This is a genomic window from Nonomuraea sp. NPDC051191, assembly GCF_044455665.1.
Lineage (GTDB): Bacteria > Actinomycetota > Actinomycetes > Streptosporangiales > Streptosporangiaceae > Nonomuraea.
In genome coordinates this window covers 165,519-189,049 of sequence record NZ_JBITEZ010000017.1, presented here as the reverse complement: position 1 = coordinate 189,049, position 23,531 = coordinate 165,519, and the positions used below count along the sequence as shown (strand labels likewise).

General features: G+C 71.9%; 23 protein-coding genes. 12 read left to right on the top strand and 11 right to left on the bottom strand.

What is annotated here, in order from left to right; translation table 11 throughout:
• Positions 1-8: 8 nt before the first annotated feature.
• Positions 9-917, top strand: coding sequence for a cyclase family protein (locus ACIA8R_RS41465; RefSeq protein ID WP_364093894.1), 909 nt, complete (start codon positions 9-11; stop codon positions 915-917).
• Between the two features lie 9 nt (positions 918-926).
• Here the strand turns inward: ACIA8R_RS41465 and ACIA8R_RS41460 are convergent, their stop codons facing one another.
• Positions 927-2,060, bottom strand: a complete 1,134-nt coding sequence (locus tag ACIA8R_RS41460) for a cytochrome P450 (RefSeq protein WP_397043012.1) — start codon at positions 2,058-2,060, stop codon at positions 927-929.
• A 98-nt stretch (positions 2,061-2,158) separates the two neighbouring features.
• Here ACIA8R_RS41460 and ACIA8R_RS41455 point away from each other — a divergent pair, with 98 nt between their 5' ends.
• The gene (locus ACIA8R_RS41455; RefSeq protein WP_397043010.1) at positions 2,159-2,749 is read left to right on the top strand and encodes a TetR/AcrR family transcriptional regulator; all 591 of its coding nucleotides are present in this window, start codon (positions 2,159-2,161) and stop codon (positions 2,747-2,749) included.
• Between the two features lie 24 nt (positions 2,750-2,773).
• Here ACIA8R_RS41455 and ACIA8R_RS41450 read toward each other — a convergent pair whose 3' ends face one another.
• The 3 genes from ACIA8R_RS41450 to ACIA8R_RS41440 are packed head-to-tail and all read right to left on the bottom strand — an operon-like array spanning position 2,774 to position 6,541.
• A complete protein-coding gene (locus ACIA8R_RS41450) occupies positions 2,774-4,261 on the bottom strand; it encodes an AMP-binding protein (protein WP_397043008.1) in 1,488 nt (495 codons plus the stop codon).
• A 2-nt stretch (positions 4,262-4,263) separates the two neighbouring features.
• The gene (locus ACIA8R_RS41445; protein ID WP_357694540.1) at positions 4,264-5,331 is read right to left on the bottom strand and encodes an LLM class flavin-dependent oxidoreductase; all 1,068 of its coding nucleotides are present in this window, start codon (positions 5,329-5,331) and stop codon (positions 4,264-4,266) included.
• Positions 5,332-5,377: 46 nt separating this feature from the next.
• Positions 5,378-6,541 (bottom strand): MFS transporter, encoded by a 1,164-nt coding sequence (locus tag ACIA8R_RS41440; RefSeq protein WP_397043005.1) that lies wholly within the window; start codon positions 6,539-6,541, stop codon positions 5,378-5,380.
• A gap of 74 nt (positions 6,542-6,615) precedes the next feature.
• Here ACIA8R_RS41440 and ACIA8R_RS41435 point away from each other — a divergent pair, with 74 nt between their 5' ends.
• Positions 6,616-7,617, top strand: coding sequence for an ROK family transcriptional regulator (locus ACIA8R_RS41435; protein WP_364093910.1), 1,002 nt, complete (start codon positions 6,616-6,618; stop codon positions 7,615-7,617).
• Between the two features lie 15 nt (positions 7,618-7,632).
• Here the strand turns inward: ACIA8R_RS41435 and ACIA8R_RS41430 are convergent, their stop codons facing one another.
• Complete coding sequence (locus tag ACIA8R_RS41430) at positions 7,633-9,063, bottom strand: ATP-binding protein (protein ID WP_397043003.1); 1,431 nt, start codon at positions 9,061-9,063, stop codon at positions 7,633-7,635.
• On the bottom strand, positions 9,060-10,709 hold the full coding sequence (locus tag ACIA8R_RS41425; RefSeq protein WP_357694532.1) for an FAD-dependent oxidoreductase: 1,650 nt from the start codon (positions 10,707-10,709) through the stop codon (positions 9,060-9,062). The genes ACIA8R_RS41430 and ACIA8R_RS41425 overlap by 4 nt, the downstream gene beginning before the upstream one ends.
• 84 nt (positions 10,710-10,793) lie before the next feature.
• Between ACIA8R_RS41425 and ACIA8R_RS41420 the strand changes: the two genes are divergently transcribed.
• Positions 10,794-11,366 carry a TetR/AcrR family transcriptional regulator gene (locus ACIA8R_RS41420; RefSeq protein ID WP_397043001.1) on the top strand — a complete coding sequence of 191 codons (573 nt, stop codon included), beginning with the start codon at positions 10,794-10,796 and terminating at the stop codon, positions 11,364-11,366.
• Here the strand turns inward: ACIA8R_RS41420 and ACIA8R_RS41415 are convergent.
• Together ACIA8R_RS41415 and ACIA8R_RS41410 are read right to left on the bottom strand one after the other, a co-directional pair.
• Complete coding sequence (locus tag ACIA8R_RS41415) at positions 11,356-12,117, bottom strand: SDR family oxidoreductase (RefSeq protein ID WP_357694528.1); 762 nt, start codon at positions 12,115-12,117, stop codon at positions 11,356-11,358. The genes ACIA8R_RS41420 and ACIA8R_RS41415 overlap by 11 nt on opposite strands.
• A gap of 24 nt (positions 12,118-12,141) precedes the next feature.
• Complete coding sequence (locus ACIA8R_RS41410) at positions 12,142-12,996, bottom strand: RNA polymerase sigma-70 factor (RefSeq protein WP_397043066.1); 855 nt, start codon at positions 12,994-12,996, stop codon at positions 12,142-12,144.
• 82 nt (positions 12,997-13,078) lie between these two features.
• Here ACIA8R_RS41410 and ACIA8R_RS41405 point away from each other — a divergent pair, with 82 nt between their 5' ends.
• Together ACIA8R_RS41405 and ACIA8R_RS41400 are read left to right on the top strand one after the other, a co-directional pair.
• The gene (locus ACIA8R_RS41405; RefSeq protein ID WP_357694526.1) at positions 13,079-13,756 is read left to right on the top strand and encodes a ThuA domain-containing protein; all 678 of its coding nucleotides are present in this window, start codon (positions 13,079-13,081) and stop codon (positions 13,754-13,756) included.
• A 51-nt stretch (positions 13,757-13,807) separates the two neighbouring features.
• A complete protein-coding gene (locus tag ACIA8R_RS41400; protein ID WP_397042998.1) occupies positions 13,808-14,695 on the top strand; it encodes a hypothetical protein in 888 nt (295 codons plus the stop codon).
• Between the two features lie 3 nt (positions 14,696-14,698).
• Here ACIA8R_RS41400 and ACIA8R_RS41395 read toward each other — a convergent pair whose 3' ends face one another.
• Together ACIA8R_RS41395 and ACIA8R_RS41390 are read right to left on the bottom strand one after the other, a co-directional pair.
• A complete protein-coding gene (locus ACIA8R_RS41395) occupies positions 14,699-15,322 on the bottom strand; it encodes a MerR family transcriptional regulator (protein ID WP_364093926.1) in 624 nt (207 codons plus the stop codon).
• 15 nt (positions 15,323-15,337) lie between these two features.
• Entirely contained in the window at positions 15,338-16,186 is an 849-nt protein-coding gene (locus tag ACIA8R_RS41390; protein WP_364093929.1) for a LysR family transcriptional regulator, read from the bottom strand.
• A 252-nt stretch (positions 16,187-16,438) separates the two neighbouring features.
• On the opposite strand from ACIA8R_RS41390, the gene ACIA8R_RS41385 reads away from it, so the two are divergent.
• Complete coding sequence (locus ACIA8R_RS41385; RefSeq protein ID WP_364093932.1) at positions 16,439-17,509, top strand: thiolase C-terminal domain-containing protein; 1,071 nt, start codon at positions 16,439-16,441, stop codon at positions 17,507-17,509.
• A gap of 3 nt (positions 17,510-17,512) precedes the next feature.
• On the opposite strand, the gene ACIA8R_RS41380 is transcribed toward ACIA8R_RS41385, so the two are convergent.
• Positions 17,513-18,463: a BadF/BadG/BcrA/BcrD ATPase family protein gene (locus ACIA8R_RS41380; protein ID WP_357694516.1), complete on the bottom strand. Its 951-nt coding sequence runs from the start codon at positions 18,461-18,463 to the stop codon at positions 17,513-17,515.
• Positions 18,464-18,542: 79 nt separating this feature from the next.
• Here ACIA8R_RS41380 and ACIA8R_RS41375 point away from each other — a divergent pair, with 79 nt between their 5' ends.
• Genes ACIA8R_RS41375 through ACIA8R_RS41355 form a run of 5 tightly spaced genes read left to right on the top strand, consistent with a single transcriptional unit; the run spans position 18,543 to position 23,406 of the window.
• A complete protein-coding gene (locus tag ACIA8R_RS41375) occupies positions 18,543-19,412 on the top strand; it encodes a MurR/RpiR family transcriptional regulator (protein ID WP_357694514.1) in 870 nt (289 codons plus the stop codon).
• The gene (locus ACIA8R_RS41370) at positions 19,413-20,147 is read left to right on the top strand and encodes a sugar isomerase domain-containing protein (protein ID WP_397042995.1); all 735 of its coding nucleotides are present in this window, start codon (positions 19,413-19,415) and stop codon (positions 20,145-20,147) included. It abuts the gene before it with no gap.
• A gap of 17 nt (positions 20,148-20,164) precedes the next feature.
• The gene (gene ngcE / locus ACIA8R_RS41365; protein ID WP_364093939.1) at positions 20,165-21,577 is read left to right on the top strand and encodes an N-acetylglucosamine/diacetylchitobiose ABC transporter substrate-binding protein; all 1,413 of its coding nucleotides are present in this window, start codon (positions 20,165-20,167) and stop codon (positions 21,575-21,577) included.
• Complete coding sequence (locus ACIA8R_RS41360; protein ID WP_364093942.1) at positions 21,577-22,488, top strand: sugar ABC transporter permease; 912 nt, start codon at positions 21,577-21,579, stop codon at positions 22,486-22,488. Before ngcE ends, ACIA8R_RS41360 begins: the two co-directional genes overlap by 1 nt.
• Complete coding sequence (locus ACIA8R_RS41355) at positions 22,489-23,406, top strand: carbohydrate ABC transporter permease (RefSeq protein ID WP_364093945.1); 918 nt, start codon at positions 22,489-22,491, stop codon at positions 23,404-23,406.
• Positions 23,407-23,531: the final 125 nt, after the last annotated feature.

The window sequence follows — 23,531 nt, the reverse complement described above, 5'->3', positions numbered from 1 at the left end:
GCGCTTACTTGGTGCACGAGCCTAACAACTGGGGACGATTCGGCCCAGACGACCAGCGCGGAACCCTCAATCTGCTGACCCCCGCCGTCGTCCTGGAGGCCCTGCGCAGCGCCGTCACGGGCGAGGTGCTGAGCCTGGCCATGCCGATCAGGGGCGCCACCTCCTCGGCCGCGCCCACCACCGTCCCGCACCTGCGGGGCCGTCCGCTGCCGCAACACTTCATGTCCGTGGACGGCGGCGACTACGCCGCGGGCGCCCGGCCCGTCGGCGACGGCCTGCGCGTGGCCGACGACGCCCTGCTGGTGACCCACCACGGCACCACCACCCACATGGACGCGCTGTGCCACATGTGGACCGGCGACCTGCTCTACAACGGCCACCCGGCCGCCCGCGTCCGCTCCTACGGCGCCACCCGGTGCGGGATCGAGCACGTGGGCGGCGTGGTGGCCAGGGGCGTGCTGTTCGACGTGCCCCGGCGCCTCGGGCTCGACCACCTGCCGGCCGGCTTCCGCGTCCCCGCCCGGCTGCTCCAGGAGATCGCCACGCCGCGCCCCGGGGACGTCGCGGTGATCCGCACGGGCTGGCCGCTGGTCTGGGAGCGGTCGCGCGAGGAGTACTGGTCGGGGCAGCCGGGGCTGTCTGCGGAGGCGGGCTCCTGGCTGGCCGCCCAGGACGTGTCGGCGGTGGCCTGCGACAACGCGGCGATCGGCGGCCTGAACGACCGGCAGCTCGCCGACGAGTGCGCCGCCGACGACCTGCACCTCATCCTGCTCCACCGGCACGGCGTCCACCTGGTCGAGATGCTCTGGCTCGAAGAGCTGGGCGCGGCCGGCCGGACGGAGTTCGTGTTCGTGGCCGCGCCGCTGCGCATCGAAGGAGGCACCGGCAGCCCGATCACCCCGCTCGCCGTCCTGTGAGCGGGCCGGTCACCAGGTGACGGGGAGGCTCCTGACGCCGTACACCGAGGCGTCGTCCTTGACCGGCACCTGGGCCGCCGGCACGGCCAGCCGCAGACCGGGGAAACGCTCGAACAGCGCCCGGTAGCCGATCCGCAGCTCGATCCTGGCGAGCTGCTGGCCCAGGCACTGGTGCACGCCGTACCCGAAGGCCAGGTGGCGGCGGGCCTCCGGCCGGTCGGGGATCAGCCGGTCGGGGTCGGCGTACACGGCCGGGTCGCGGTTGATCACGGGCAGGGACAGGGCCACGGTCTCGCCCGCCCTGACCGTCACGCCCGCCACCTCCACGTCCTCCAGGGCGGCTCTGGAAGGCGCGCCGAGATGCAGGATCGACAGCCAGCGCAGCAGCTCCTCGACCGCGCCGTCCTCGTACGGGCGCCCGTTCGCCAGCAGCGCGAACACCCCGAGCGCCAGCATGTTCGCCGTGGTCTCGTGCCCTGCCACCAGCAGGATCACCGCGAGGCCGGCGAGCTCGTCGTCGTCGAGGTCGCCGGTCAGGTCTCCGATCAGGCCGCCGTCCGGCTCCCCGCGCCTGCGGCGGACCAGCCCGCGCAGGTAGCCGGTCAGCTCGGCCAGCGCTCCCGCGCCGTCCTCGCCGAAGGTGACGAGCCGGGCGCTGAGCTCCTGGAACAGGTCGTGCTCGGCGTACGGGACGCCGAGCAGCTCGCAGATGACCAGCGACGGGATCGGTAACGCGTAGGCCGTCACGAGGTCGGCCGGCGGCCCGGCGGCGGCCATGGCGTCGAGGTGGTCGGCGGCGATGCGTTCGACCCGCGCTTCGAGCAGGCGCATCCTGCGCAGCGTGAACCGGCCGGTGAGCAGCCGTCGGTAGCGGGTGTGCTCCGGCGGGTCCATGGCCGCGAAGAAGCCCGGTGGGGCGGGCGTGCCGAGCCCGGCGGGATCCGGGTGCACGGCCTGGTGCTTGAGCTCCTGCCGGGCGCTGAACCGGGGATCGCCCAGCACCGCGCGGGCGGCCTCGGCCGTGGTGGCCAGCCAGCCGAGATGGCCGTCGGCGAACTCCAGACGGCTCATCGCCGGAAGGCCCGCCAGCCCCGCCGGGGGATCGAAGGGACATTCCGCCGGACGTTCGAGGGGAAGTCGCATAATTGTGAGAGTAGACTCTCAAATGAAAGTTGTATAGCGATATGCATCAGGCTCCGACGAGTGGACGCGCGGACCGCCGGCCCGGAGAATGCGGTGACATGAGCGAACGACCCGTCCAGGGCCTGCGCGAGCGGAAGAAGGCCAGAACCCGCGCCCTGATCCAGAAGGAGGCGCTGCGCCTGTTCCGCGAGCAGGGCTACGCGGCGACGACCGTCGAGCAGGTCGCCGAGGCGGCGGAGGTCGCGCCCAGCACCGTCTTCCGCTATTTCCCGACGAAGGAGGACCTGGTGCTGCTCGACCAGTTCCCGCCCCTCGTCGAGGCGCTCAGGGCCGTGCCCGCCGAGGTGGGTCCCGTCAGGGCCGTGCGCATGGCCATGCGGGCGGTCACGGACGCCCAGACGCCGGAGGAGATCGCCGACGGCATGGAACGGGAGAAGCTCATGCTCACCGTCCCGGAGTTGTGGGCGGCCAGCCTGGAGAACGTCACCGGCGTGCTCGCCACGCTGCGGGAGGAGCTCGCGGCGCGCCAGGGCCGGGACGCGGCCGACCCGGAGATCAGGAACGTCACGGGGGCCGTCACGGGCGTGATGGTGGCCCTGTGGTTCGAGTGGGTCCGGAACCCGGCCATGGACGGCCCCGCCGAGCTGGACAAGGCGCTCGCGCACCTGGAGGCGGGGCTCCCGGTGTAGGCCGCCCGTACGGATGGCGGGGGGTCAGGCGCCCGGGTAGTTGCCGCCGCCGTACGCGGCGTCGAGGGCGTCGTAGTCGGGGGTGAAACCCTGCTTGGGGATGGCGTCGGCGAACACCACCTGGCGCGGCCTCTTGTACGCCGCCAGCTCGCCCCTGACGTGCGCGACCAGGTCGTCCTGGGTGGCGGCGGCGTCCGGTCTGAGCACCACGACCGCCTTGACCGCCTGGTGCCATTGGGGGTCGGGCACGCCGATCACCGCCGCGTCGGCGACGGCCGGATGGGTCCTGAGCGCGCGCTCGACCTCGGCGGGGTAGATGTTCTCGGCGCCCGACTTGATCATGCGGAGCCGGGGGCCGATGAAGGTGATGGTGCCGTCGGGCTCGCGGCGGCCTAGGTCGCCGGTGTGATGCCACCCGTACCGCGACTTCGCCTCATTTAAGTCGGGCCGGGCGAAATATCCGGAAAAGAGGGTCTTGCCCCTCGCGCAGATCTCGCCCGTCTCGCCCACCGGCACCTCCACGCCCTCCGGATCCAGGATGCGCACCTGGACCAGCGGCGACGGCCGTCCCGCGAACCCCGCGCCGCCCTCGGCCAGCCCGAGGAAGGTGAGCATGCCGCCCACCTCGGTCTGCCCGTACCCGCCCATCTTCGAGCGGCACCAGGGGGAGTCGTCCACGGTGATCATGTCGTCCCACTCGGCGGAGTGGGCGACGAAACGCAGCGAGGACAGGTCGTACTTGCCGCCCGCGTTCGCCGCCGCGACCGCGTCGATCATGGGCCCGAACAGGAACGCCTGCGTCACCCGTTCGGCGTCGACCAGCCGGCAGACCTCCTCGGCGTCGAAGGCGGGCGTGAACACGTTCGTGCCGCCGATCTGGAGGGTGGCCAGGCAGAACATCATCGTCCCGACGTGGAAGAGCGGCCCGTCGTTGAGGAAGGTGAACCCCGGCTCCATCTGGCGTACGACGAGCAGCGTGGCGCTGTGGGCGACGAGGGCGGCGCTGCTCAGCAGGGCGGCGCCCGGCCGGCCCCCGAAGGCTGCGGTGTAGAGCGCGAGCACCGGTTCGGCGTCGTCCACCTGCGGGAACTCCCGCGCCGAGCCGCCCGCGACCAGCTCCTCGTACGCCTCGCCCGCGAGCACCCACGTGGCCGCGTCCGCCAGCTCGGCGGCGGCGTCGGAGTGCTCCCAGACGACGACCCTGGGCGCCAGGTCGGACAGGACGAAACGCAGCTCGTCCGGCGACTGCCGCCAGTTGGCCGGGCAGAGCACCGCGCCCAGGCGCGAGCAGGCCAGCAGCAGCTCCAGCACGGCGTGCGAGTTCTGGCCGAGCCACATCACCCGCTCCCCGGCGGCCACGCCGCGCCCGGCCAGGGCGTCGGCCAGCCGCGTGACGCGGTCGTCCAGCTCGGGGTAGGTGAGCCGCACGTCCCCGTCCACCACGGCGGTGACCCCGGGGCGGCTGCGGGCGTGGTCGGCCAGGACGTCGGACAGGGTCAGGCTGTGGATCATCGTCATCCTCCTGCGGGGGCGAAGGCCGGCATGACCTCGGCGGCGAAGAAGCGCATGACCCGCTTCATGTCCTCCAGCGGCATGGGCCTGGTGCTGCCGAAGTCGCACAGGAGGTTGGTGAAGCCGGCGTCCCTGAGCAGCGAGACCTGCTCGATCACCCGGGCGGGGTCGCCGATGACCTCCAGCTGCTCCCAGCGGAAGTCGGGCGAGACCGAGCCGCCCTTGAGGTAGCGGTCCTGGTAGTACTCGAAGCCCTGGGCGGCCTTGCCGGTCCTCGGGTCGATGGGGGCGCTGCGCTCGTTGAAGATGCGCGAGCGGTCGAAGGAGGCCTCGAACCTGGCCTGGTCCTCGCGGGCCCGCTCCAGCGTAGGGGCGACGTACACGCTGCGGGCCACCACCAGCTCCGCGCCCGCCGGGTGGCCGGCCCGCGCGGCCGTCTCCCGCCAGGTCTCGGCCGCCTTGACGACCTTGCGGAACGTCGCGGCGGGGTCGGCCAGGACGGGCAGGCCGCGCTCGGCGTACATGGTGACGGTCTCGGGGGAGACGGCGGCCACGTGCAGCGGCGGGTGAGGCGACTGCAGCGGGCGCGGCGCGAGTGTGACCTCGGCGCCGGTCCGGTAGAACTTCCCCTCGTGCCGGTACGACTCCCGCGTCCACAGCCCGAGGATCACCTCCAGCGCCTCGTTGAACCGGTCGCGCGCCTCGGCCAGGTCGATCCCGAAGCCCTCGAACTCGAAGCTCTGGTACCCCCGCCCGATGCCCAGGTCGAGCCGGCCGCCGGAGAGCACGTCCACCTGCGCGGCCTCCTCGGCCACGTGGATCGGGTTGTGCAGCGGCAGCACCACGATTCCGGTGCCGAGCCTGATCCGGGAGGTGCGGGCGGCGACGTGGGCGAGCATGGTGAACAGGTTGGGCGCCACGCCGTAGTCGCGGAAGTGGTGCTCGGCCAGCCGTACCCCGTCGAAGCCCAGCTCCTCGGCCAGCTCGATGAGCTCCAGATGGTAGTCGTAGACGTCCTTGAAGCTCTGGCCGTCGAAGCGGTGGAAGAGGTGGAAGGTCGAGAACTTCATGCGGCGGCCTCTCCGTATGTAAACCAAGCGCTCGCTTGGGAGCGTATCACGCCGGCTGCCGCTCCCGGACCACCTCCCGCGCGGCCGGACGCGGCCGCAGCACCGGCGCCAGCACCGTCAGCGCCACCAGGACCCCCGTGACCAGCGTGAACGCCGCCGGGTACGACACGCTGCCGGCCACCCAGCCGGTGAGCGCCGGCGCGGTCAGCCCCGACAGGTACGTGATCGTCGCGATCCCGGCGACCCCCTCGCCCGGCGTGGGCCCGGCGTTCCCCGCCGCCGTGAACACCAGCGGCACGACGACCGCGACCCCCAGCCCGACCAGCGCGAACCCGATGACGCCCAGCACCGGCGTACGGGCCAGGACCACCAGCACGCCGCCCGCGACCGCGACGATCCCACCCATCCGGACCGCCCGCACGGGGCCGGTCAGGCGCACCACCCGGTCGCCCGCCAGCCGGGCCCCGGCCATGCAGAGCATGAAGATCGTGTAACCGGCGGCGGCGGCCCCCGGCCCGGCGTCGGCGACGTTGGTCAGGTAGACCGCGGCCCAGTTGGAGCTGGCGCCCTCGGCGAACGTGCCGCAGAACCCGACCACGCCGACGGCCAGGATGGCGCGCGAGGGCAGGGCGAAGCGGCGCGGCGCGGGAGCGTCGGCGGCCCGCGGCCCGTCGGGCAGCAGTCCGCGACCGGCGATCCCGCCCAGGACCACCAGGACGGCGGCGACGACTCCGAGATGCAGGCGGGCGTCGATGCCCGCCTGCGCGGCCAGGGTGCCGAGGCCGCCGGCCGCCAGGCTGCCCACGGCCCACATGCCGTGCAGGCCGGAGACGACCGGCTTGTTCAGGTGCCTTTCGAGGGTGACGCCATGGGCGTTCATGACGACGTCGCACATGCCGGCCGACGCGCCGTACAGCAGGAAGATGGCGAACAGCCAGACCGGCGCGGGGGCGAAGGCCGGCAGGGCGAGGCCGCCGCACCACAGTGCGAGCAGCACCCGCGTGGTGGCCTGGCTGCCGAACCGGTGGGCCAGGCGGCTGGCCAGCGGCATCGCGGCGAACGCCCCGATCGAGGGGCAGAGCAGTACGAACCCGAGCAGGCCCGCGCTCAGGTGGACGTGCTCCTGGATCCAGGGGATGCGGGTGGCGAAGCTGCCGGCGACGGCGCCGTGGGCGGCGAAGACGGCCGCGATGGCGCGATGAGGGCTCATGGCCGGAAAAACTATCAGGCAACCTTCCTGATGAAAAGAGCTATCAGGGAGCCTTCCTGACTATTATGGGCGGCGTGAAGACCGCGACCCCGTCCATGGCCCGTGCGATCAACGACCGGCTCGCCCTCGACCTGCTGCTGGAGCACGGTCCGCTGACCGCCCCGCAGCTGCGCGAGCTGACCGGTCTGTCCAGGCCCACCGTCTCCGACCTGATCGAACGGCTCAAGGGCGGCGGCCTCATCGAGGAGGCCGGCGAACGCGGCGAGGACCGGCGCGGCCCCAACGCCCGCCTCTACGCGCTGGTCGCCGGGCGCGCCCACGTCGCCGGGGTGGACCTGCGCCGTACGGCCATCAACGTCACGGTCGCCGACCTCACCGGGCACGTGGTCGGGTCGGCCGTCCGCGAGATCTCCGGTGACCTGGCCGACCTCGTCGAGGCCACGGTCGCCGAGGCCGCCGCCGGGCGTGCGCTCGACAACGTGGTCATCGGCGCGCCCGGCCTGGTCAAGCCCAAGGACGGCGAGCTGGTGATGGCCAACGACGTGCCCGGATGGCGGCCCGGCCTGGTGACCGCCGTGCGCGAGCGGCTGGGCGTGCCCGTCGTCCTGGAGAACGAGGTGAACCTGGCCGCCGTCGCCGAGCTGCGCACCGGCGCGGCCCAGGGCAGCGACGACTTCGTGCTGCTCTGGCTGGACGACGGCATCGGCGCCGCGGTCGTCCTCGGCGGACGGCTGCGCCGCGGCGCGTCCGGGGGCGCGGGCGAGATCGGCTTCCTCGACGTGGAGGGCACGCCGTTCTGCCTCCTGCTCCAGGCCACGACCCGGCCCGAGGAGCGGGCGCGCCGGGTCGCCAAGGGCGCCTTCGCCTTCGTCACCCTCCTCGACCCCGGCCTGGTGGTCCTCGGCGGGGCCACGGGCCAGGAGGGCGGCGACGAGCTGGCCGACCAGGTCGCCGCACGGCTGCGCGAGCTGTCGCCCGCGCCCACCGAGGTCAGGGCCACCCGGGTCGAGGGCAACGCGGTGCTGGAAGGAGCCGTGCTGACGGCCCTCGACGCGGCGCGGGACAACGTCTGGTGACCCGCGCCGCGAGGCTCACTGCTGCGCGACCGGCTCGCGCAGCGGGAGGCGCACCTCGAACCACGTCTCGCCCGGCACCGAGCGCACCTTGATCTCGCCGCCGTGCCGTCCTGCCACGATCCGGTAGGAGATGTCCAGCCCGAGCCCGGTGCCCTCGCCCACGCTCTTGGTGGTGAAGAACGGCTCGAAGATCCGGTCCTTGATCGCGTCGGGCACGCCGGGGCCGGTGTCGCCGATCTCGACGATCGCCTCGTCCTCGTCGTGGGCCGTGCGGACGGTCAGCGTGCCCTCCTCGCCCATGGCGTCGAGCGCGTTGTGGATCAGGTTCGTCCACACCTGGTTCAGCTCGCCGGCGTAGCAGGGGATGAGCGGCAGCGTGCGGTCGTAGTCGGTGACCACGCTGACGCCCGGCGGGACCTTGCCGCGGAAGATGGCGATCGTGCTGTCGAGCAGGTCGTGCACGTCGATCATCTGGAACGGCGCCCGGTCCATCTGCGAGTACTGCTTGGCCGAGCGGATCAGCGAGGTGATGCGCTCGGTGGCCTCGGTGACCTCGTTCAGCATCTGGGAGATCTCGATGGCCTCGGCCAGCCAGTGGAGGGCGGCCGGGGTGTGCTCCTCGCCCACCTTGCCGCGGATCTTCTGCAGGTAGTCGGCGGTGAAACCGGCGTTGACCAGCGCGGGGGCCAGCTCCCACGCGTCCTGGACGCCGACGTCCTCCAGGGCCTCGCTCAGTTCGTCCTCAGCGTCGGAGATCTCCAGGGGGGAGCGTTGCGGCTGGTTGCCGAGGTTGCTCGTGCACGCCTCCTGGGCCTCGATCAGGGTGCGCAGCTTCTCCGGCGGGATGCCGTCCTCGGCGAGCTGGGCGAGCTGGATGCGGGAGGCCTTGATCAGCGAACGCAGCTCGCTCACCGCGCGCACGGCCGCCGCCGCCGGGTTGTTCAGCTCGTGCGTGAGCCCGGCGGTGATCGTGCCGAGCGCGGTCAGCCGCTGCCGCCGGTCGATGATCTCCCGCTGCATGCGCCCGCCCGACATCATGCCGTCGAGCAGGTGCATCGCCATCGGGAACCACTCGGCCACGATGTAGGCGAACTTCTTGGCCGGCAGCAGGAAGATCCGCGAGGGCGCGGTCGCGCGCAGCGTGTGCTGGTACGTCTCCGGCGCCCGGTCGCCCAGGTACGCCGACGTGGCGCCACCGTAGACGCCGGGCTGGGAGGCGCGCGGCATGGCGACGGTCCCGGCGCTGACCGTCTCGTTGATCATCTGCACCTCGCCCTCCAGCAGCACGGCGAAGCACTCGGCCGGCTCGCCCTGCCGGACGATGTCCTCGTCCTGGGCGTACGAGCGCACCCGGCCGCTGGCGGCCAGCTTGGCGAGCTGCTCGTCGGTCAGCCGCTCGAACAGGAAGAGTTTGCGCAGTTCGTCGATGTCGACGGTGTCGGTCATTGCTTCTCCAGATAACGATGCACCAGCGCGACGGCCATCGCGCCCTCACCGACGGCGGAGGCCACCCTCTTGATCGACTCGGCCCGTACGTCGCCCGCGGCGAACACGCCCGGCACGTTGGTCTCCAGGTAGTAGGGCTCGCGGCGCAGCGTCCAGTTGCGCGGACGCCGGCCGCCCTGCACCAGGTCGGGACCGGTGAGCACGAACCCCTTGGCGTCCCGCTCGACCGTCTCGCCCAGCCACGACGTGTAAGGCTCGGCCCCGATGAACACGAACAGGTACTGGGCGTCGACCGTGCGCTCCTCGCCCTTGGTCGACAGCGTGAGCCGTTCGAGGTGGTCGTCACCGGCGCCACCGACGACCTCTGTCAGGAGGCTGACCTCGATGTTGTCGATCGCGTTGATCTGCTCGATGAGGTAGTGGGACATGGATTTCTCCAAACCATCACTCCTCACCAACAAATGGACCTTGCTCGCGAATCCCGCCAGGTAGACGGCCGCCTGCCCGGCCGAGTTGGCCGCGCCGACGATGTAGACCTCGATGTCCTTGCACGCGGGCGCCTCGGTCAGCGCGGCGCCGTAGAAGACGCCCCTGCCGACGAACTCGTCCAGGCCGGGCGCCTCCAGCCGCCGGTAGGTGACGCCGGTGGCCAGGATCACCGCGTGGGCGGCGATCTCCCCGCCGTCCTTGAAGCCGATCACCCGCGCCTGCCCGCGCGGCTCCAGATGGGTGACCTTGCGCGCGCTCAGCAGCTCGGCCCCAAACTTCAGCGCCTGCCTGCGGGCCCGGTCGGCGAGCTGCTGCCCGGACACGCCGTCGGGGAAGCCGAGGTAGTTCTCGATCCTGGAGCTCTGGCCCGCCTGGCCGCCCGAGGCGTGCGCCTCGACCAGGACCGTGTTCAGCCCCTCCGACGCGCCGTAGACCGCCGCGCCCAGGCCCGCGGGCCCGCCGCCGATCACGATCAGGTCGTAGAAGTCGGTGGCCGGGGTGGTGGACAGCCCGACGGCGGTGGCCAGCGCGGCCTGGTCGGGGGACTCCAGCGTGGTGCCGTCCTCGGTGACGACCAGCGGCAGGTGGCAACCCTCGCCGGCGGCCTTCACCAGCTGCGCGCCCTCCGGGTCCTCGGCCAGCATCCACTGGTACGGCACATGGTTGCGGGCCAGGAAGTCGCGCACCTGGTACGAGCGCGCCGACCACCGGTCGCCCACCACACGCAGCTCCGGACGCGCCGTCCGGTCGGTCCGCATCCAGGCGTCGAGCTGGCCGTCGATCACCGGGTAGAACTTCTCCTCCGGCGGGTCCCACGGCTTGAGCAGGTAATGGTCGAGGTCGACCACGTTGATCGCCTGGATCGCGGCGTCGGTGTCGGCATAGGCGGTCAGCAACACCCGGCGCGCGTACGGATACATGTCCATGGCGGCCTCAAGGAACTGCACGCCGTTCATCTGCGGCATCCGGTAGTCGGCCAGGATCGCCGCCACCTCGTCGCCGCGCAGCCGCATCTCCTTGACCGCCTCGATGCCGTCCTGGGCAGCCTCGGCGCGGACAATCCTGTACTCATGGCCGTACCGGCGCCTGAGGTCACGGGCCACCGCCCGCGACACCCCCGGGTCGTCGTCAACCGTCACGATGACCGGCTTGTCCATTCCCCTACCTTCTCCCCAATGGTCCCTAAGGGAAGGATGTCATGCACGCGTAGGTTGGTGAGCACTCGCTCATATCATGGGCGGATGAGCACCCGCGAGCGCATCCTCGACGCCGCCGAGCAGGCCATTCGGGAGTTCGGCATCTCGGGCGCGACGACCAGGCGCATCGCCCAGGCGGCCGGCTGCTCCGAGGCCCTGCTCTACAAGCACTTCGCCGGCAAGGAGCAGATCTTCCTCGCGGTCCTGCTCGAACGGCTGCCCGCGCTCGCCCCCGCCCTGGCCCGGCTGCGGCTGAGCGCGGGGGAGGGCGACCTGACGGCCAACCTCACCCGGTTCGCCCTGGCGGCGCTGGAGTTCTACACCGAGGCCGCCACCATCGCCTCCGGCATGCTGGCCGACCCCTCGCTGCTGGGCCGGTTCAGGCACATGCTCGCCACCACGAACACCGGCCCCCACCTGCCGATCCGGTCGCTGGCCGAGATCCTTGAGGCCGAGCGGGCCGCCGGCCGCGCCGACCCCGGCCTCGACCCCGGCGCGGCGGCCTCCCTGCTGATGGGCGCCTGCTTCCACCGGGCCAACCTGTCCTACCTCGTCGAGCCGGCCGACAAGGACGAGGAGTGGGCGGCCGGCGTCGTCGCCACCCTGCTCAGGCGATGACCCGGCCGGCGCCGCCGTCGACCAGCATCGAGACGCCGTTCACGTACGAGGCCCGCTCGCTGGCCAGGAACGCGATCACGTCCCCGACCTCGTCGGCCTGCCCGACGCGCCCGACCGGCACGGCCCGGCCGCGCGCCTCGACCTCGTCGTCGCCGCCCGACGTGCCGCGCAGGCGCTCGGTGTCGATGGCCCCCGGCAGCACGTTGTTGACCAGCACGCCGTCGCCGCCCACCTCGCGGGCCAGCGTGCGGACGATCCCGGCGACGGCCGGGCGCATGGCGTTGGACAGCGCCAGCCCGTCGATCGCCTCGCGGACGGAGGAGCTGGTGACGGTGACGATCCGGCCCCAGCCGCGCGAGCGCATCTCGGGCAGCACCGCCTGGATCAGCCGGACGGTGCCGAGCAGGTTGCGCTGCACGGCGACGTCCCAGTCCTGGAGGTCGACCTCGTCGGAGCGGCCGGTGGGCGGGCCGCCCGCGTTGGCCACCAGGATGTCGACCGGGCCGAGCACGTCGCGCGTCTCCTGGGCCACGCGCTGAGCCGCCGCCGGGTCCTCCACGTCGGCCAGCACGGCGTGCACCACGCCGCCGAACTGCTGCAGCTCCACCACCGCGTCCGCGAGCCGTTCGGGGTTGCGCGCGCTGACGCACACGTCGCAGCCCTCGCGGGCCAGGCTCTTGGCGGCGGCCAGGCCGATGCCCGCGCTGCCGCCGGTGACCAGGGCGACCTTGCCCGAGATGCCGAGATCCATAGGGCGACTATAGTGACGGGCCGATCAGCTCGGCCGCACCCGGGTCAGCTTGTCCGGGTTGAGCATGCCGTAGAGCCCATGGATGCGGCCGTCGCGCACGTCCAGGGCGATGAGCTGGTCGTTCCCCGCCACGTGCGTCCACAGGGCGGGCCGGCCGTTGGCCTCGACGAGACGCGCGCGGCTGAAGTCGTAGCGGGCCATCAGGCCGCCGATGAAGCCGCTCACCTTGCGCCGGCCCAGGATCGGCCGCAGGGCCGCCCTGACCTTGCCGCCGCCGTCGTTCCACATGACGACGTCCTCGTGCAGCAGCTCGGTCAGCGCGTCGAGGTCGCCGCCGCCGGCCGCCTCCATGAACTTCGTCAGCAGCCTGGCGTGGTCCTCGTTCGTCGGCGTGAACCGGTCGCGGCCCTCCGACACCCGGACCGAGGCGCGGTGGTGCATCTGCCGGGCGTTGGCCACCGACGAGCCGACGATCTCGGCGATCTGGTCGTACGGCAGCTCGAACGCCTCCCTGAGCACGAACACCGCCCGCTCCGGCGGCGACAGCCTCTCCATCAGGTGCAGGGTCGCGAACGAGACGGTGTCACGCAGCTCGGCCGTGTCCAGCGGCCCCGCCTGGCCGGTCGCGACCGGCTCGGGCAGCCACGGCCCCGTGTACGCCTCCCGCCGCACCCGGGCCGAGCGGAGCTGGTCGAGGGCCAGCCGCGAGACCACGGTCAGCAGGAACGCGCGCGGCTCCCTGATCTGGCTCCTGTCGGTGCCCTCCCATCGCAGCCAGGCCTCCTGCACGACGTCCTCGGCGTCCCACATGCTGCCGAGCAGGCGGTAGGCCAGGCCCAGCAGCATCGGGCGGTGTTCCTCGAAGTCCACGTCCGGCATCATGCCCTGTCATCGGGCAGGGTGGCCTGGCGGGGGTCGCCGGAGGGTGGCCAAGCCCGGCCGGGCGTGATGGGCTGGAGGCGTGGCGAGAAATCTGATCCTGTCAGGAGGGCTCTTCCACGACTTCGCCGCCACGTCGGCCGTGCTCGCCGACGTGCTGGGCGAGGTCGGCGTCGAGTCGGAGATCACCGAGGACATCGCGGGCGCGCTGAGCGAGCCGCCGGAGGTGCAGCTCATCACCGTCAACGCGCTGCGCTGGCAGATGGGCCAGGAGCGCTTCGCCGGCCTGCGCGGCGAATGGCGTTTCGCGTTGCCCACCCAGGCCCGCACCACGCTCCTCGACCACCTCGACCGGGGCGGCGGGCTGCTGTGCATGCACACGGCCGCGGTCTGCTTCGACGACTGGCAGGGCTGGCCGCGGGTGCTCGGCGGCTGCTGGAACTGGCCCAAGTCCCACCATCCGCCGCTGGGCTGGACCGGCGTGCGGGTGCACGGCGCCGCCCACCCGATCGTGGCCGGCCTGCGCGACTTCGACCTGGTGGACGAGGTCTACAGCGACCTCGACGTGCTGCCGGACGTGCGGCCCCTGGCCTCCTCCCACGGCCAGCCGCTCGTGTGGGCGCGTCCGGTGCGCCGCGGCCGGGTGGTCTACGACGCGCTGGGCCACGACACCAGGTCCTACGACAACGAGATCCACCGGACGATGCTCCAGCGGGCCGCGTCGTGGCTGCTGAAACGGCCGGTGGGCGGCACCGGCTGACGCGTCCGGTTCGTACAAGACCCGGGGCCGCCCGGCGGGCACGATGGCCTCATGAACGTGAACCTCACGGCGGTCGCCGGCTTCATGGCCACGCACGCAAGGCTCCTGGACCGGCGCCGCTTCCATCTGCTCATGGGGGAGACCGGCCCGGCCGCCGTGCTCGACGCCCTCGACGCCTACCGCAACCCCGACGGCGGCTACGGCTGGGGCCTGGAGCCCGACCTGCGCTCGCCGGAGAGCCAGCCGGGCACGGCGCTGCACGCCTTCGAGGTGTTCGAGGAGATCGGCCCCGCCACCGCGCCGCAGGCCGTCGCGCTGTGCGACTGGCTGGAGTCGGTGACGATGCCCGACGGCGGGCTGCCGTTCGCGCTCCCGCTCACCCTGCCCGAGGGCACCGCGCCCTGGTGGGCGGGCGCGGACCACGCCACCTCGTCGTTGCAGATCACCGCCGTCTCGGCGGCGGCGGCCCACGCCGTGGCCGCCCACGACCCGGCCGTGGCCGCGCACCCGTGGCTGGAGCGGGCAACCCGCTACTGCCTCGACGCGATCCAGGCGCTGGAGGACCGGCCGCACGCCTACGTGCTCTCCTTCGCCGTGCACTTCCTCGACGCCGTCCACGGGACGCGGCCCGAGGCGGCCGGGCTGCTCAAGCGGCTGGCGGCGTACCTGCCCGACGACGGGCGGGTGCCCGTGGAGGGCGGCACCGCGGAGGAGCGGCTGAACCCCCTCGACTTCGCGCCGTTCCCGGGGCGGCCCGCGCGCGAGCTGTTCGCGCCCGAGGTGATCGCCGCCGACCTCGACCGGCTGGCCGGGTCGCAGCAGGACGACGGCGGCTGGGTCGTGGACTACGCGCCGATCTCGCCCGCCGGCGTGCTCGAATGGCGGGGCGCGGCCACCGTACGGGCCATCCAGGTCCTGCGCGGGAACGGCGTGCTCTGACCGTCAGCGGAGCCCCACCCGGTGGGCCGACTCCGACTCCTGGGCCATGCGGCGCAGCGTGTCGAACGCCTTGCCGTACAGGACGGTGCCCAGCACCAGGGCCTCCACGGCGGCGTCGCGCGGCCCGTCGAAGGGGATGGTGGCCATCTCGACCTCGGTCACCAGCTTCCTGGCGGCCTCGACGTACGGCGCGAAATCGACATGCAGGCCGAGCTGGCGCATGCGGACCAGCGTCTGGGCCAGCTCGTCGCGGGTGGGGGCGTCGTCGGCGACGGTCCAGCCGAGTTCGTCGAGCAGCCGGTCGACCTCGGCCCTGGCGGTCCGCCACTCCTCGCCCTGCTCGGGCTCGACGGTCGGGCCGAGCGCCCAATGCGCGATCCCCAGCATGTGGTGCATGGGCAGCGTCTCGTCCTCGACGGCGGCGATGACCTGCTTGATGGCGGCCACGGGGAGCCTGCCCACCTCCAGGAGGGCCCGGATCAGGCGGAGCCTGCGCAGGTGGGACTCGTCGTACTCGGCGCGGGTCGCGGCGGTCTGCTCGCCCTGGTGCAGCATGCCCTCACGGAGGTAGTACTTGATCGTGGGGATGGCGACACCGGATCGGGCGCTCAGTTCTGAGATGCGCATCGATAGATAATAGCGCTATCCAGATCGGGCGACGTGGCGGGCCGCGCTCACCACCTCGTGGACGTCGGCCTGCCGGTTCCACAGGAAGACCGCCTCCAGCGGTGGCACGTCCTCCTTGACGGGGACGAACACCACCGTGTCGGGCACGGTGCTGCCCTCGTGGACGCACAGGCTGTAACCGGCCCCCGCGCCCACCATGTCGACCACCAGGTCATGGGTGGCGGCGGCCGGGCCCAGCCGGGGATGCAGCCGGTGCCGGACGAACCCCTCCAGGAACCGCCGGGCCCCGGCGACCGCGTCTGACTCCGGCATGATCAGCGGTTCGGAGGCCAGGTCCGCGAGCGACAGCGCCTCCCGCCCGGCGAGCGGATGGTCGCGGGGGAGCAGCGCGCGTACGGGGAAGCGGTGGACGAGCATGCGCGCCACGCCCCTGGGCAGCGAGCCGGGGGCGTAACCCAGGCCGGCCTGGAGCGTGCCGTCGGCGATGGAGACCATCTGCTCGGCCGTGCTCATCGGCGCGATCCGCACCGGCACGTTCTGGAGCTGTGCGAGCAGCCGGGCGGCCACGTCGGCCAGCCCGTCGGCCACGCCCAGCCGGGTGGTGCGGCCCCTGCTCCGGGCGGCGGCCACGGCCCGTTCGTAGGCGTCGAGCGCGACCGTGGCCTGGGCCAGGAACGCCTCGCCCGCCTCGGTGAGCCGGACGCCGCTGGACGAGCGGCTGAACAGCTCGACGCCTATCTCCTTCTCCAGCGCCCTGAGCTGCTCCGACAGCGTGGGCTGGGCGATGTGCAGCGCGGTCGCGGCGCGGCGCAGGCTGCCGGCGCGCGCGATCGCCATCGTGTACCTGACGTAGCGCAGATCCATCTCTCACCTCGGGGTGATGATGATGGGCTATCGGCTGATCACCTCTCCGTATTACAAGACGGGGCAGCCCGCGTGAAGACGTCCAGTCACGGCATGTGCTTTCACGCTGGTCGGGACCTCGTCCGGTCTTGCGACGAATGCCTTGGGACGGCAGGCGTCGCCGTTGCGGCCGTCCGGAAACCCGGCAGCGAGGTTGCCGAGCAAGCGCTTGGCTAGCTGTGTTATCGTGATCGCCGAGCCGGAGGGAGCGGGATGCAGTCCTTCGCCGGGTGCGCGGCCGTGGCCGGGATCGGGATGACCACGCTGACCAGGCGGTCGGGGCGCGGCGAACTGGAGCTGGCCGCCGAGGCGTGCCGGGCCGCCTGCGCGGACGCCGGGATCACGCCGGGTGAGGTCGACGGGCTGCTCAGCTACCACCTGAACGACTCCGCGCCGGTCGTCCAGGTCGCCCGCGCGCTGGGCATCGAGCGGCTGCGCTGGCACAACGACATCGCCGGCGGCGGGACGCAGGCGGCGTCCGTGCTGGGGGACGCGGCCATGATCATCCATGCCGGCCTGGCCCGGAACGTCCTGGTCTTCCGGGCGCTCAACGGACGGTCCGGCACGCGCATGAACACCGCCTCCACCGGCCCCCTGGAACGCCACACCTACGGCCTGGCCGGACCGGTCCCGCTGTTCGCCATGGCCGCGACCCGCTACCTGCACGACACCGGCCTCACCGCCGAGCACCTGCACGCCGTGGTCGCCCAGTCCAGGCGCAACGCCGCGGGCAACCCGCGCGCCCTGCGCCGCGAGCCCCTCGACCTGGCCGCCTACCTGGCCAAACCGTACGTCTGCACGCCGCTGCGCACCGCCGACTGCTGCCTGGAGACCGACGGCGCGTGCGCGCTGCTGGTGAGCGGCGTCCTGGACGGGCCGCGCATCCGGGCGGTCGTCCGCGGGGGCGGGCCGGGCTGCTCCTCCATGGACCGCTCGCCGGACGTGACGGCCGTCTTCTCCTCCCACGTCGCGCCCCTGCTGTGGGAGGCGTCCGGCATGCGTCCCCCGGACGTCGAGGCAGCGCTGCTCTACGACGCCTACTCCTGGCTGGTGCCCCGGCAGCTGGAGGACTTCGGGCTGGCGGCGCGCGGGGACCTGGGGGCGTACCTGCTGGAACGGCGGCACGCCTGGGTGAACCCGCACGGCGGCCTGCTCTCCGAGGGCTACGTGCACGGGCTCAACAACGTGGCCCAGGCGGTGCGGGAGCTGCGCGCCGGCCGCGAGACCGCCCTGGTGACCGGATTCGGCGGCAGCTACGGCAGCGCGGCTCTTCTCACGCGTTGAACGTCAGGGAGTGAGCGTGAACGCGGCGTGCGAAGCCCTGCCGTCGTCACCGGGCAGCACGCCGCGGGCCGCCAGCCAGGCCGCCGCGCCGGCCGCGTCGCGCGCCGTCGCCACCCGCTCGCCGGACAGCCGCGCCAGCACGGCCCGGCGGACCGGCCCCTCGCTGGTCAGCACGCTGCCCGCGAGCACGACGTCCCCCGAGACGTGCACCCGGCGCAGGGTGGCCACCAGGCGGTCGGCGGCCTCCTCGGCGACCTTGAACGCCATCGGGTCACCGGCCTCGGCCGCCCGGCTGACCAGGGCGGACAGGGCGGCCAGCCGCATGTGGTCGGCCTGCGCCAGCCGTACGAGCCGGTCGGCGACCGCCCGCGGCGACCCCGGACGCTCCTCGCCCAGGAAGTGCTCCACGACGAGCGCGACCAGGCTTCCCGGCTGGGCCGTCGCACCCTGGTCGAGGGCGGAGACCACGGCCTTGGCGGCGGCGCGGCCGATCCAGAAGCCCGAGCCCTCGTCGCCCAGCAGCCAGCCGAGCCCGTCGGCGATCGTGTCGATGCGGTGGCCGGTGATCCTGGCCGCGACCGCACCCGTGCCCGACAGCAGCAGCGAGCCGTCGGGCTCGGCGGTGCCGGCGACGTAGGCCACCGCCACGTCGCGCTCGATCAGCGGGCCCGCCTCGATGCCGTGGGCGGCCCACACCCGGGCCAGCTCGGGGACCAGCGTGTCGACCTGGCCCGCGACCCCGGCCAGCGAGGCCACGACCAGGCCGCCGTCGTGCGACCCCAATGCCTGCCCGAGGGCCGTGCCGATCGCCGCCACCGCCTTGTCCAGGCCGTGCGCCGAAGGGTTGCCGGCGCCCGCCCGCGCGTAGCCGACCCGGGTGCCGTCGAGGGTGTGGACGGAGACGCGCGTCGAGGTGGCTCCCGCGTCGACACCGACCACCAGCGATTTGGTCACGGTCAAATTCTGGGGGTTGACGTGACCGGGAAGCAAGAATAATTTTCGCCAGAAGACCGGGTATTCGGAAGGAATATTCGTGACTTCAGGAGCGCTCGGGCGCGTCGAAACGGAACTGCCCGGTCTGCCGGAGGCGTTGCGCCGGGTCGGCGAGGTGATACTCGGCGATCCCGCCGAGGCCGCGCGGTCGACCATCATCGCGCTGGCCGAGCGGGCGGGCAGCTCGCCCGCCACCGTGACGAGGTTCTGCCGGGCCTTCGGCTTCTCCGGCTACGCCGAGCTGCGCGTCGCGCTCGCCACCGAGACCGGCAGGGCCGCGCAGGCCGGCTGGGGCGCGGGCGTCGGGCACGAGATCGGCCCCGACGACCCGCTCGACTCGGCCATCGAGGTGATGGCCGCCGCCGACGCCAGGCTCATCCAGGACACCGCCGCCCAGCTCGACCTCTCGGTGGTCGCCCAGGTCGCCGACGCCGTCGTCAGGGCTCGCCGGGTGCTCCTGATCGGCGTCTCCACCAGCGGGAACGTCGCCACCATGCTCGAAGGCAGGCTGCGCCGCATCGCCATCCCCTGCTGGAGCGCGGGCGACGCGCACGTGGCGCTGTCGGAGGCGGCCCTGCTCGGCGCGGACGACGTCGCCATCGGCATCAGCCACCGGGGCCGTACCCGCGAGGTCATGGAGGCGCTGGCCGAGGCGGGCAGCCACGGCGCGACCACGGTCGCCGTCACGTCCTTCGCCCGCTCGCCGCTGGCCGAGCTGGCCGACCTGGTGCTGACGACGGCCAGCAGGGAGACCACGTTCAGGCTGGGCGGGCTGGCGGCCGTGCACTCCCAGCTCTTCGTGCTCGACGCCGTCTACGTGGCGGTCGCGCAACGCACCTACGAACGCACCAACGAGGCGTTCGAGCTGACGATCAGCGCGGTGGAGAGCCACCGTGTGGAGAGGAGCTGAATGAGCTACGCGTCCACGGCCCTCGCCCTCGCCGGACGGGTCGCCGAGAGCCAGGCCGAGCCGGTGCGCCGGGCCGCCGCCCTGATCGTCGCCGCGCTGCGCGCCGGCGGGGTGGTCAACGCGTTCGGGTCGGGGCACTCCGAGGCCATCGCCATGGAGATCGCCGGACGGGCCGGCGGCCTGGTGCCCAGCAACCGCCTCTCCCCGCGCGACCTCGTCCTGTACGGCGGCCGTCCCCCGAGCGTGCTCACCCCCGAGCTGGAACGCGACCCGGCCGTCGCCCACGAGATCTACGACCTGGCCCCCGTCGAGCCGCAGGACGTGTTCGTCCTGGTCTCCAGCTCCGGGGTGAACGGCACGGTCGTGGAACTGGCCACGCTGGTCAAGGAGCGCGGCCACCCGCTCGTCGCGATCACCTCGGTCGCGCACAGCACGCGCATGACCTCGCGCCATCCCTCGGGCGTCAAGCTCATGGACCTGGCCGACGTCGTGCTCGACAACGGCTCCCCGTACGGGGACGCCATCCTCGACCTGCCGGACGGCGGCACGTTCGGCGCGGTCTCCACGCTCACCTCGGCGCTGCTCGCGCAGATGGTGGTCACCGAGGCGGTGGAGGAGCTCGTCGCCCTGGGCGAGCGGCCACCCATCTACCTGTCGGTCAACGTGACCGGCGGCGACGAGCACAACTCGGCCCTGGAGAGCCGATACGCAGGGCGCATACGACGAGGATCATGAAAATCTAGGAGCCATCAATGCCTGACACCCCCCATATCAGCCGTCGTGAACTCCTGCGCGGCGCGGCTCTCGTCCCCGTCGCCGGGGCGCTGGCCGCCTGTGCCACCCCCGCCGCCAAGCCCACCGCCACCGCCTCGTCGGCCCCGGTGGCGACCAGCGCGGCCAACCCGTTCGGCGTCGCGGACGGCAAGCCGCTGGAGGTGTGGATCTTCGACGGCGGCTTCGGCCAGGACTACGCCAAGACCATCCACGAGCCGCTGTTCACGACGAAATATCCGAAGAGCGAGATCAAGCACAACGCGACCAAGGAGATCACCAAGGTCCTCCAGCCGCGCTTCGCCGGCGGCAACCCGCCGGAGGTGATCGACAACTCCGGCGCCAACTTCATGGACTTCGGCGCCCTCTCCCAGGACGGCCAGCTCCAGGACCTCACCGCGCTGCTCGACGCGCCGAGCTGGGACGACCCCGCCGTCAAGGTCAGGGACACCATCGACCCGTCGGTCATCGAGATCGGCACCTACGACGGCAAGTTCAGCGTGCTGGGTTACGTGAACTACATCCACGGCATCTGGTACTCACAGAAGGTGTTCAGGGAGAACGGCTGGGAGATCCCCAAGACCTGGGACGAGTTCACCAAGCTCTGCGAGACGATCAAGAAGTCCGGCAAGATGGCGCCCTTCACGTACGCGGGCAAGTTCCCGCAGTACCTGTACGAGCCGCTGCTGACCATGGCTGCCAAGATCGGCGGCAACGAGGTGCTGGTCAACATCGACAACCTGGAGGACGGCGCCTGGACCACCGAGGCCATGAAGACCGCCGCCACGGCCTGGGCCGAGGTGGGCGCCAAGTACCTCATGGAGGGCACGACCGGCCTCGACCACGTGCAGACCCAGACGGCCCAGAACAAGTACAAGGTGGCCATGCTGCCGTCCGGGTCGTGGCTGGAGAACGAGCAGAAGAGCACCACGCCGCCCGACTTCGAGTACGGCATGTTCCCGATCCCCGACGTCACCGGCTCCGACAAGATGCCGTACGGCACCCTGCACACCCAGCCCGGCGAGAACTTCATGGTCTCGGCCAAGAGCGCCAACCCGCAGGGCGGCATCGAGTACCTGCGCGGCATGTTGTCGAAGAAGGCGGCCGGCGACTTCAGCGAGATGGTCAAGACGGTGACGGCGGTCAAGGGCGCGACCGAGGGCCGTACGATCTCGCCCGGCGTCACCAGCGCCTCCAAGGCCGTCGCCGACGCGGGCGCCAACACCGTCTACTACCGCTGGTACACCTGGTACGGCCAGCTCAAGGACGAGGGCATCGCCGCCACCGGCGAGCTGATGTCCGGCGGCCTGACGCCGGAGAAGTACCTGGAGCGCATGCAGAAGAAGGCCGACGAGATCAAGAACGACTCCTCGATCAAGAAGTACAAGCGCTGATGTTGTTCAACAGGTATCGCCGCGGGCTGTTCATCACCGCGTTCCTGGCAGCCCCGGTGATCCTCTACCTCGTCTACGTCATCTCGCCGCTGATCCAGGCGTTCCGGATCTCGATGACCGACTGGCGCGGCGTGACGGCCACGCCGGACTTCATCGGGCTGGACAACTTCGTCCGGCTGTTCAAGGACGGCGTCTTCTGGAAGGCCGTCACCCACAACGCCATGCTGCTCGTGCTGCTGCCGCTGCTCACGATCGTGATCGCGCTGTTCTTCGCCTTCCTGCTCAATGTGGGCGGGCGCAAGGGCTCGTCCGGCATCGCGGGCTCGAAGTTCTACCGCGTGGTGTTCTTCTTCCCGCAGGTCCTGGCCGTGGCCGTGGTCGGGGTGCTGTTCCAGCAGGTGTTCCGGCCCGACGGCAGCGGCATGCTGAACGGGCCGCTGCTCGCGCTCGGCGCCAAGCCCGTCGGGTTCCTGTCGGACCCCGGCGTGGCCTTCTGGTCGGTGCTCGGCGTGCTGGTCTGGCAGGCGGTCGGCTTCTACGTCGTGCTGTTCTCGGCCGGGCTGGCCTCCATCCCGCGCGACATGTTCGAGGCGGCGCAGATCGACGGCGCCGGCCGGTTCAGCCTGTTCTTCCGCATCACGCTGCCGCTGCTCTGGGACACGATCCAGGTGGCCTGGGTCTATCTCGGCATCCTGGCGCTCGACGCGTTCGCGATCGTGTGGGTGATGACCGACCAGCACGGCGGCCCCGACTGGTCGACCACCGTCATGGCCGCCGAGATCTACCGCAACGCCTTCCAGTACTTCCGCTTCGGCTACGCCTCGGCCCTGGGCGTCATGATGTTCTTCTTCACCGTCGGCTTCGCCATCCTCTCGCTGCGCCTGTCCCGCCGCGAACGAATCGAGTACTAGATGACAACGACGACCACGTGGACGGTGGCGAACTCCCGCAAACTGGCCCGTCAGGAGCGCCGGCGGCGGCTCGGGCCGATGGCCGTGCTGTCCCACGTCGCGCTCCTGGTGTGGACGGTGCTCGTCGTGGTGCCGATCCTGTGGACCTTCCTGGCCTCGGTGAAGAGCGAGGACGAGATCTTCGGCGAGGCCTGGGGGCTGCCGGCCAGGCTCAACTGGGACAACTTCGCCCGCGCCTGGGAGCAGGCCCACATCGGGCAGTACATGCTCAACAGCGTCGTCGTCGTCACCTTCAGCGTGGCCGGGACGATGCTGCTCGGCTCGATGGCCGCGTACGTGCTGGCGCGTTACCCCTTCCGCGCCAACCGGCCGATCTACCTCCTGTTCGTCTCCGGGCTGGCCTTCCCGGTCTACCTGAAGCTGACGCCGCTGTTCTTCGTCGTGCAGAACATGGGGGCGGTGCCGCTGGTGGGGCCGTACATCGGGTTGAACACGCACGCGGGGCTGGTGCTGGTCTACATCGCGTACTCGATGCCGTTCACGGTGTTCTTCCTGACCGCGTTCTTCCGTACGCTGCCCACGGCGGTGGGGGAGGCGGCCATGGTGGACGGCGCCTCGCACACCCGCGTGTTCTTCCAGATCATGTTGCCGATGGCGCGGCCGGGCATCATCAGCATCACGATCTTCAACGTGCTGGGGCAGTGGAACCAGTACCAGCTTCCGCTGGTGTTGCTCCAGGACCGGGACAAATGGGTGCTCACTCAGGGGATCGCGGACATCTCCACGGCGGCGGGGTACGACCAGGACTGGTCGGCGCTGTTCGCCGCGCTGACGCTGGCGATCCTGCCGATGCTGGTCGTGTACACGGTGTTCCAGCGCCAGATCCAGTCCGGCCTGACCTCGGGAGCCCTCAAATGAACAGCTTCACCTAAGGGGGCTTCGCCTCTGGGCTCAATGGGCTCCGTCGGGGGCGCTTCGCGCCTGGAGACTCAGGCGGTCCTCTTTGGGGCGCCTGGCGGCGCAACCCCCGCGCCTGGCGGCGC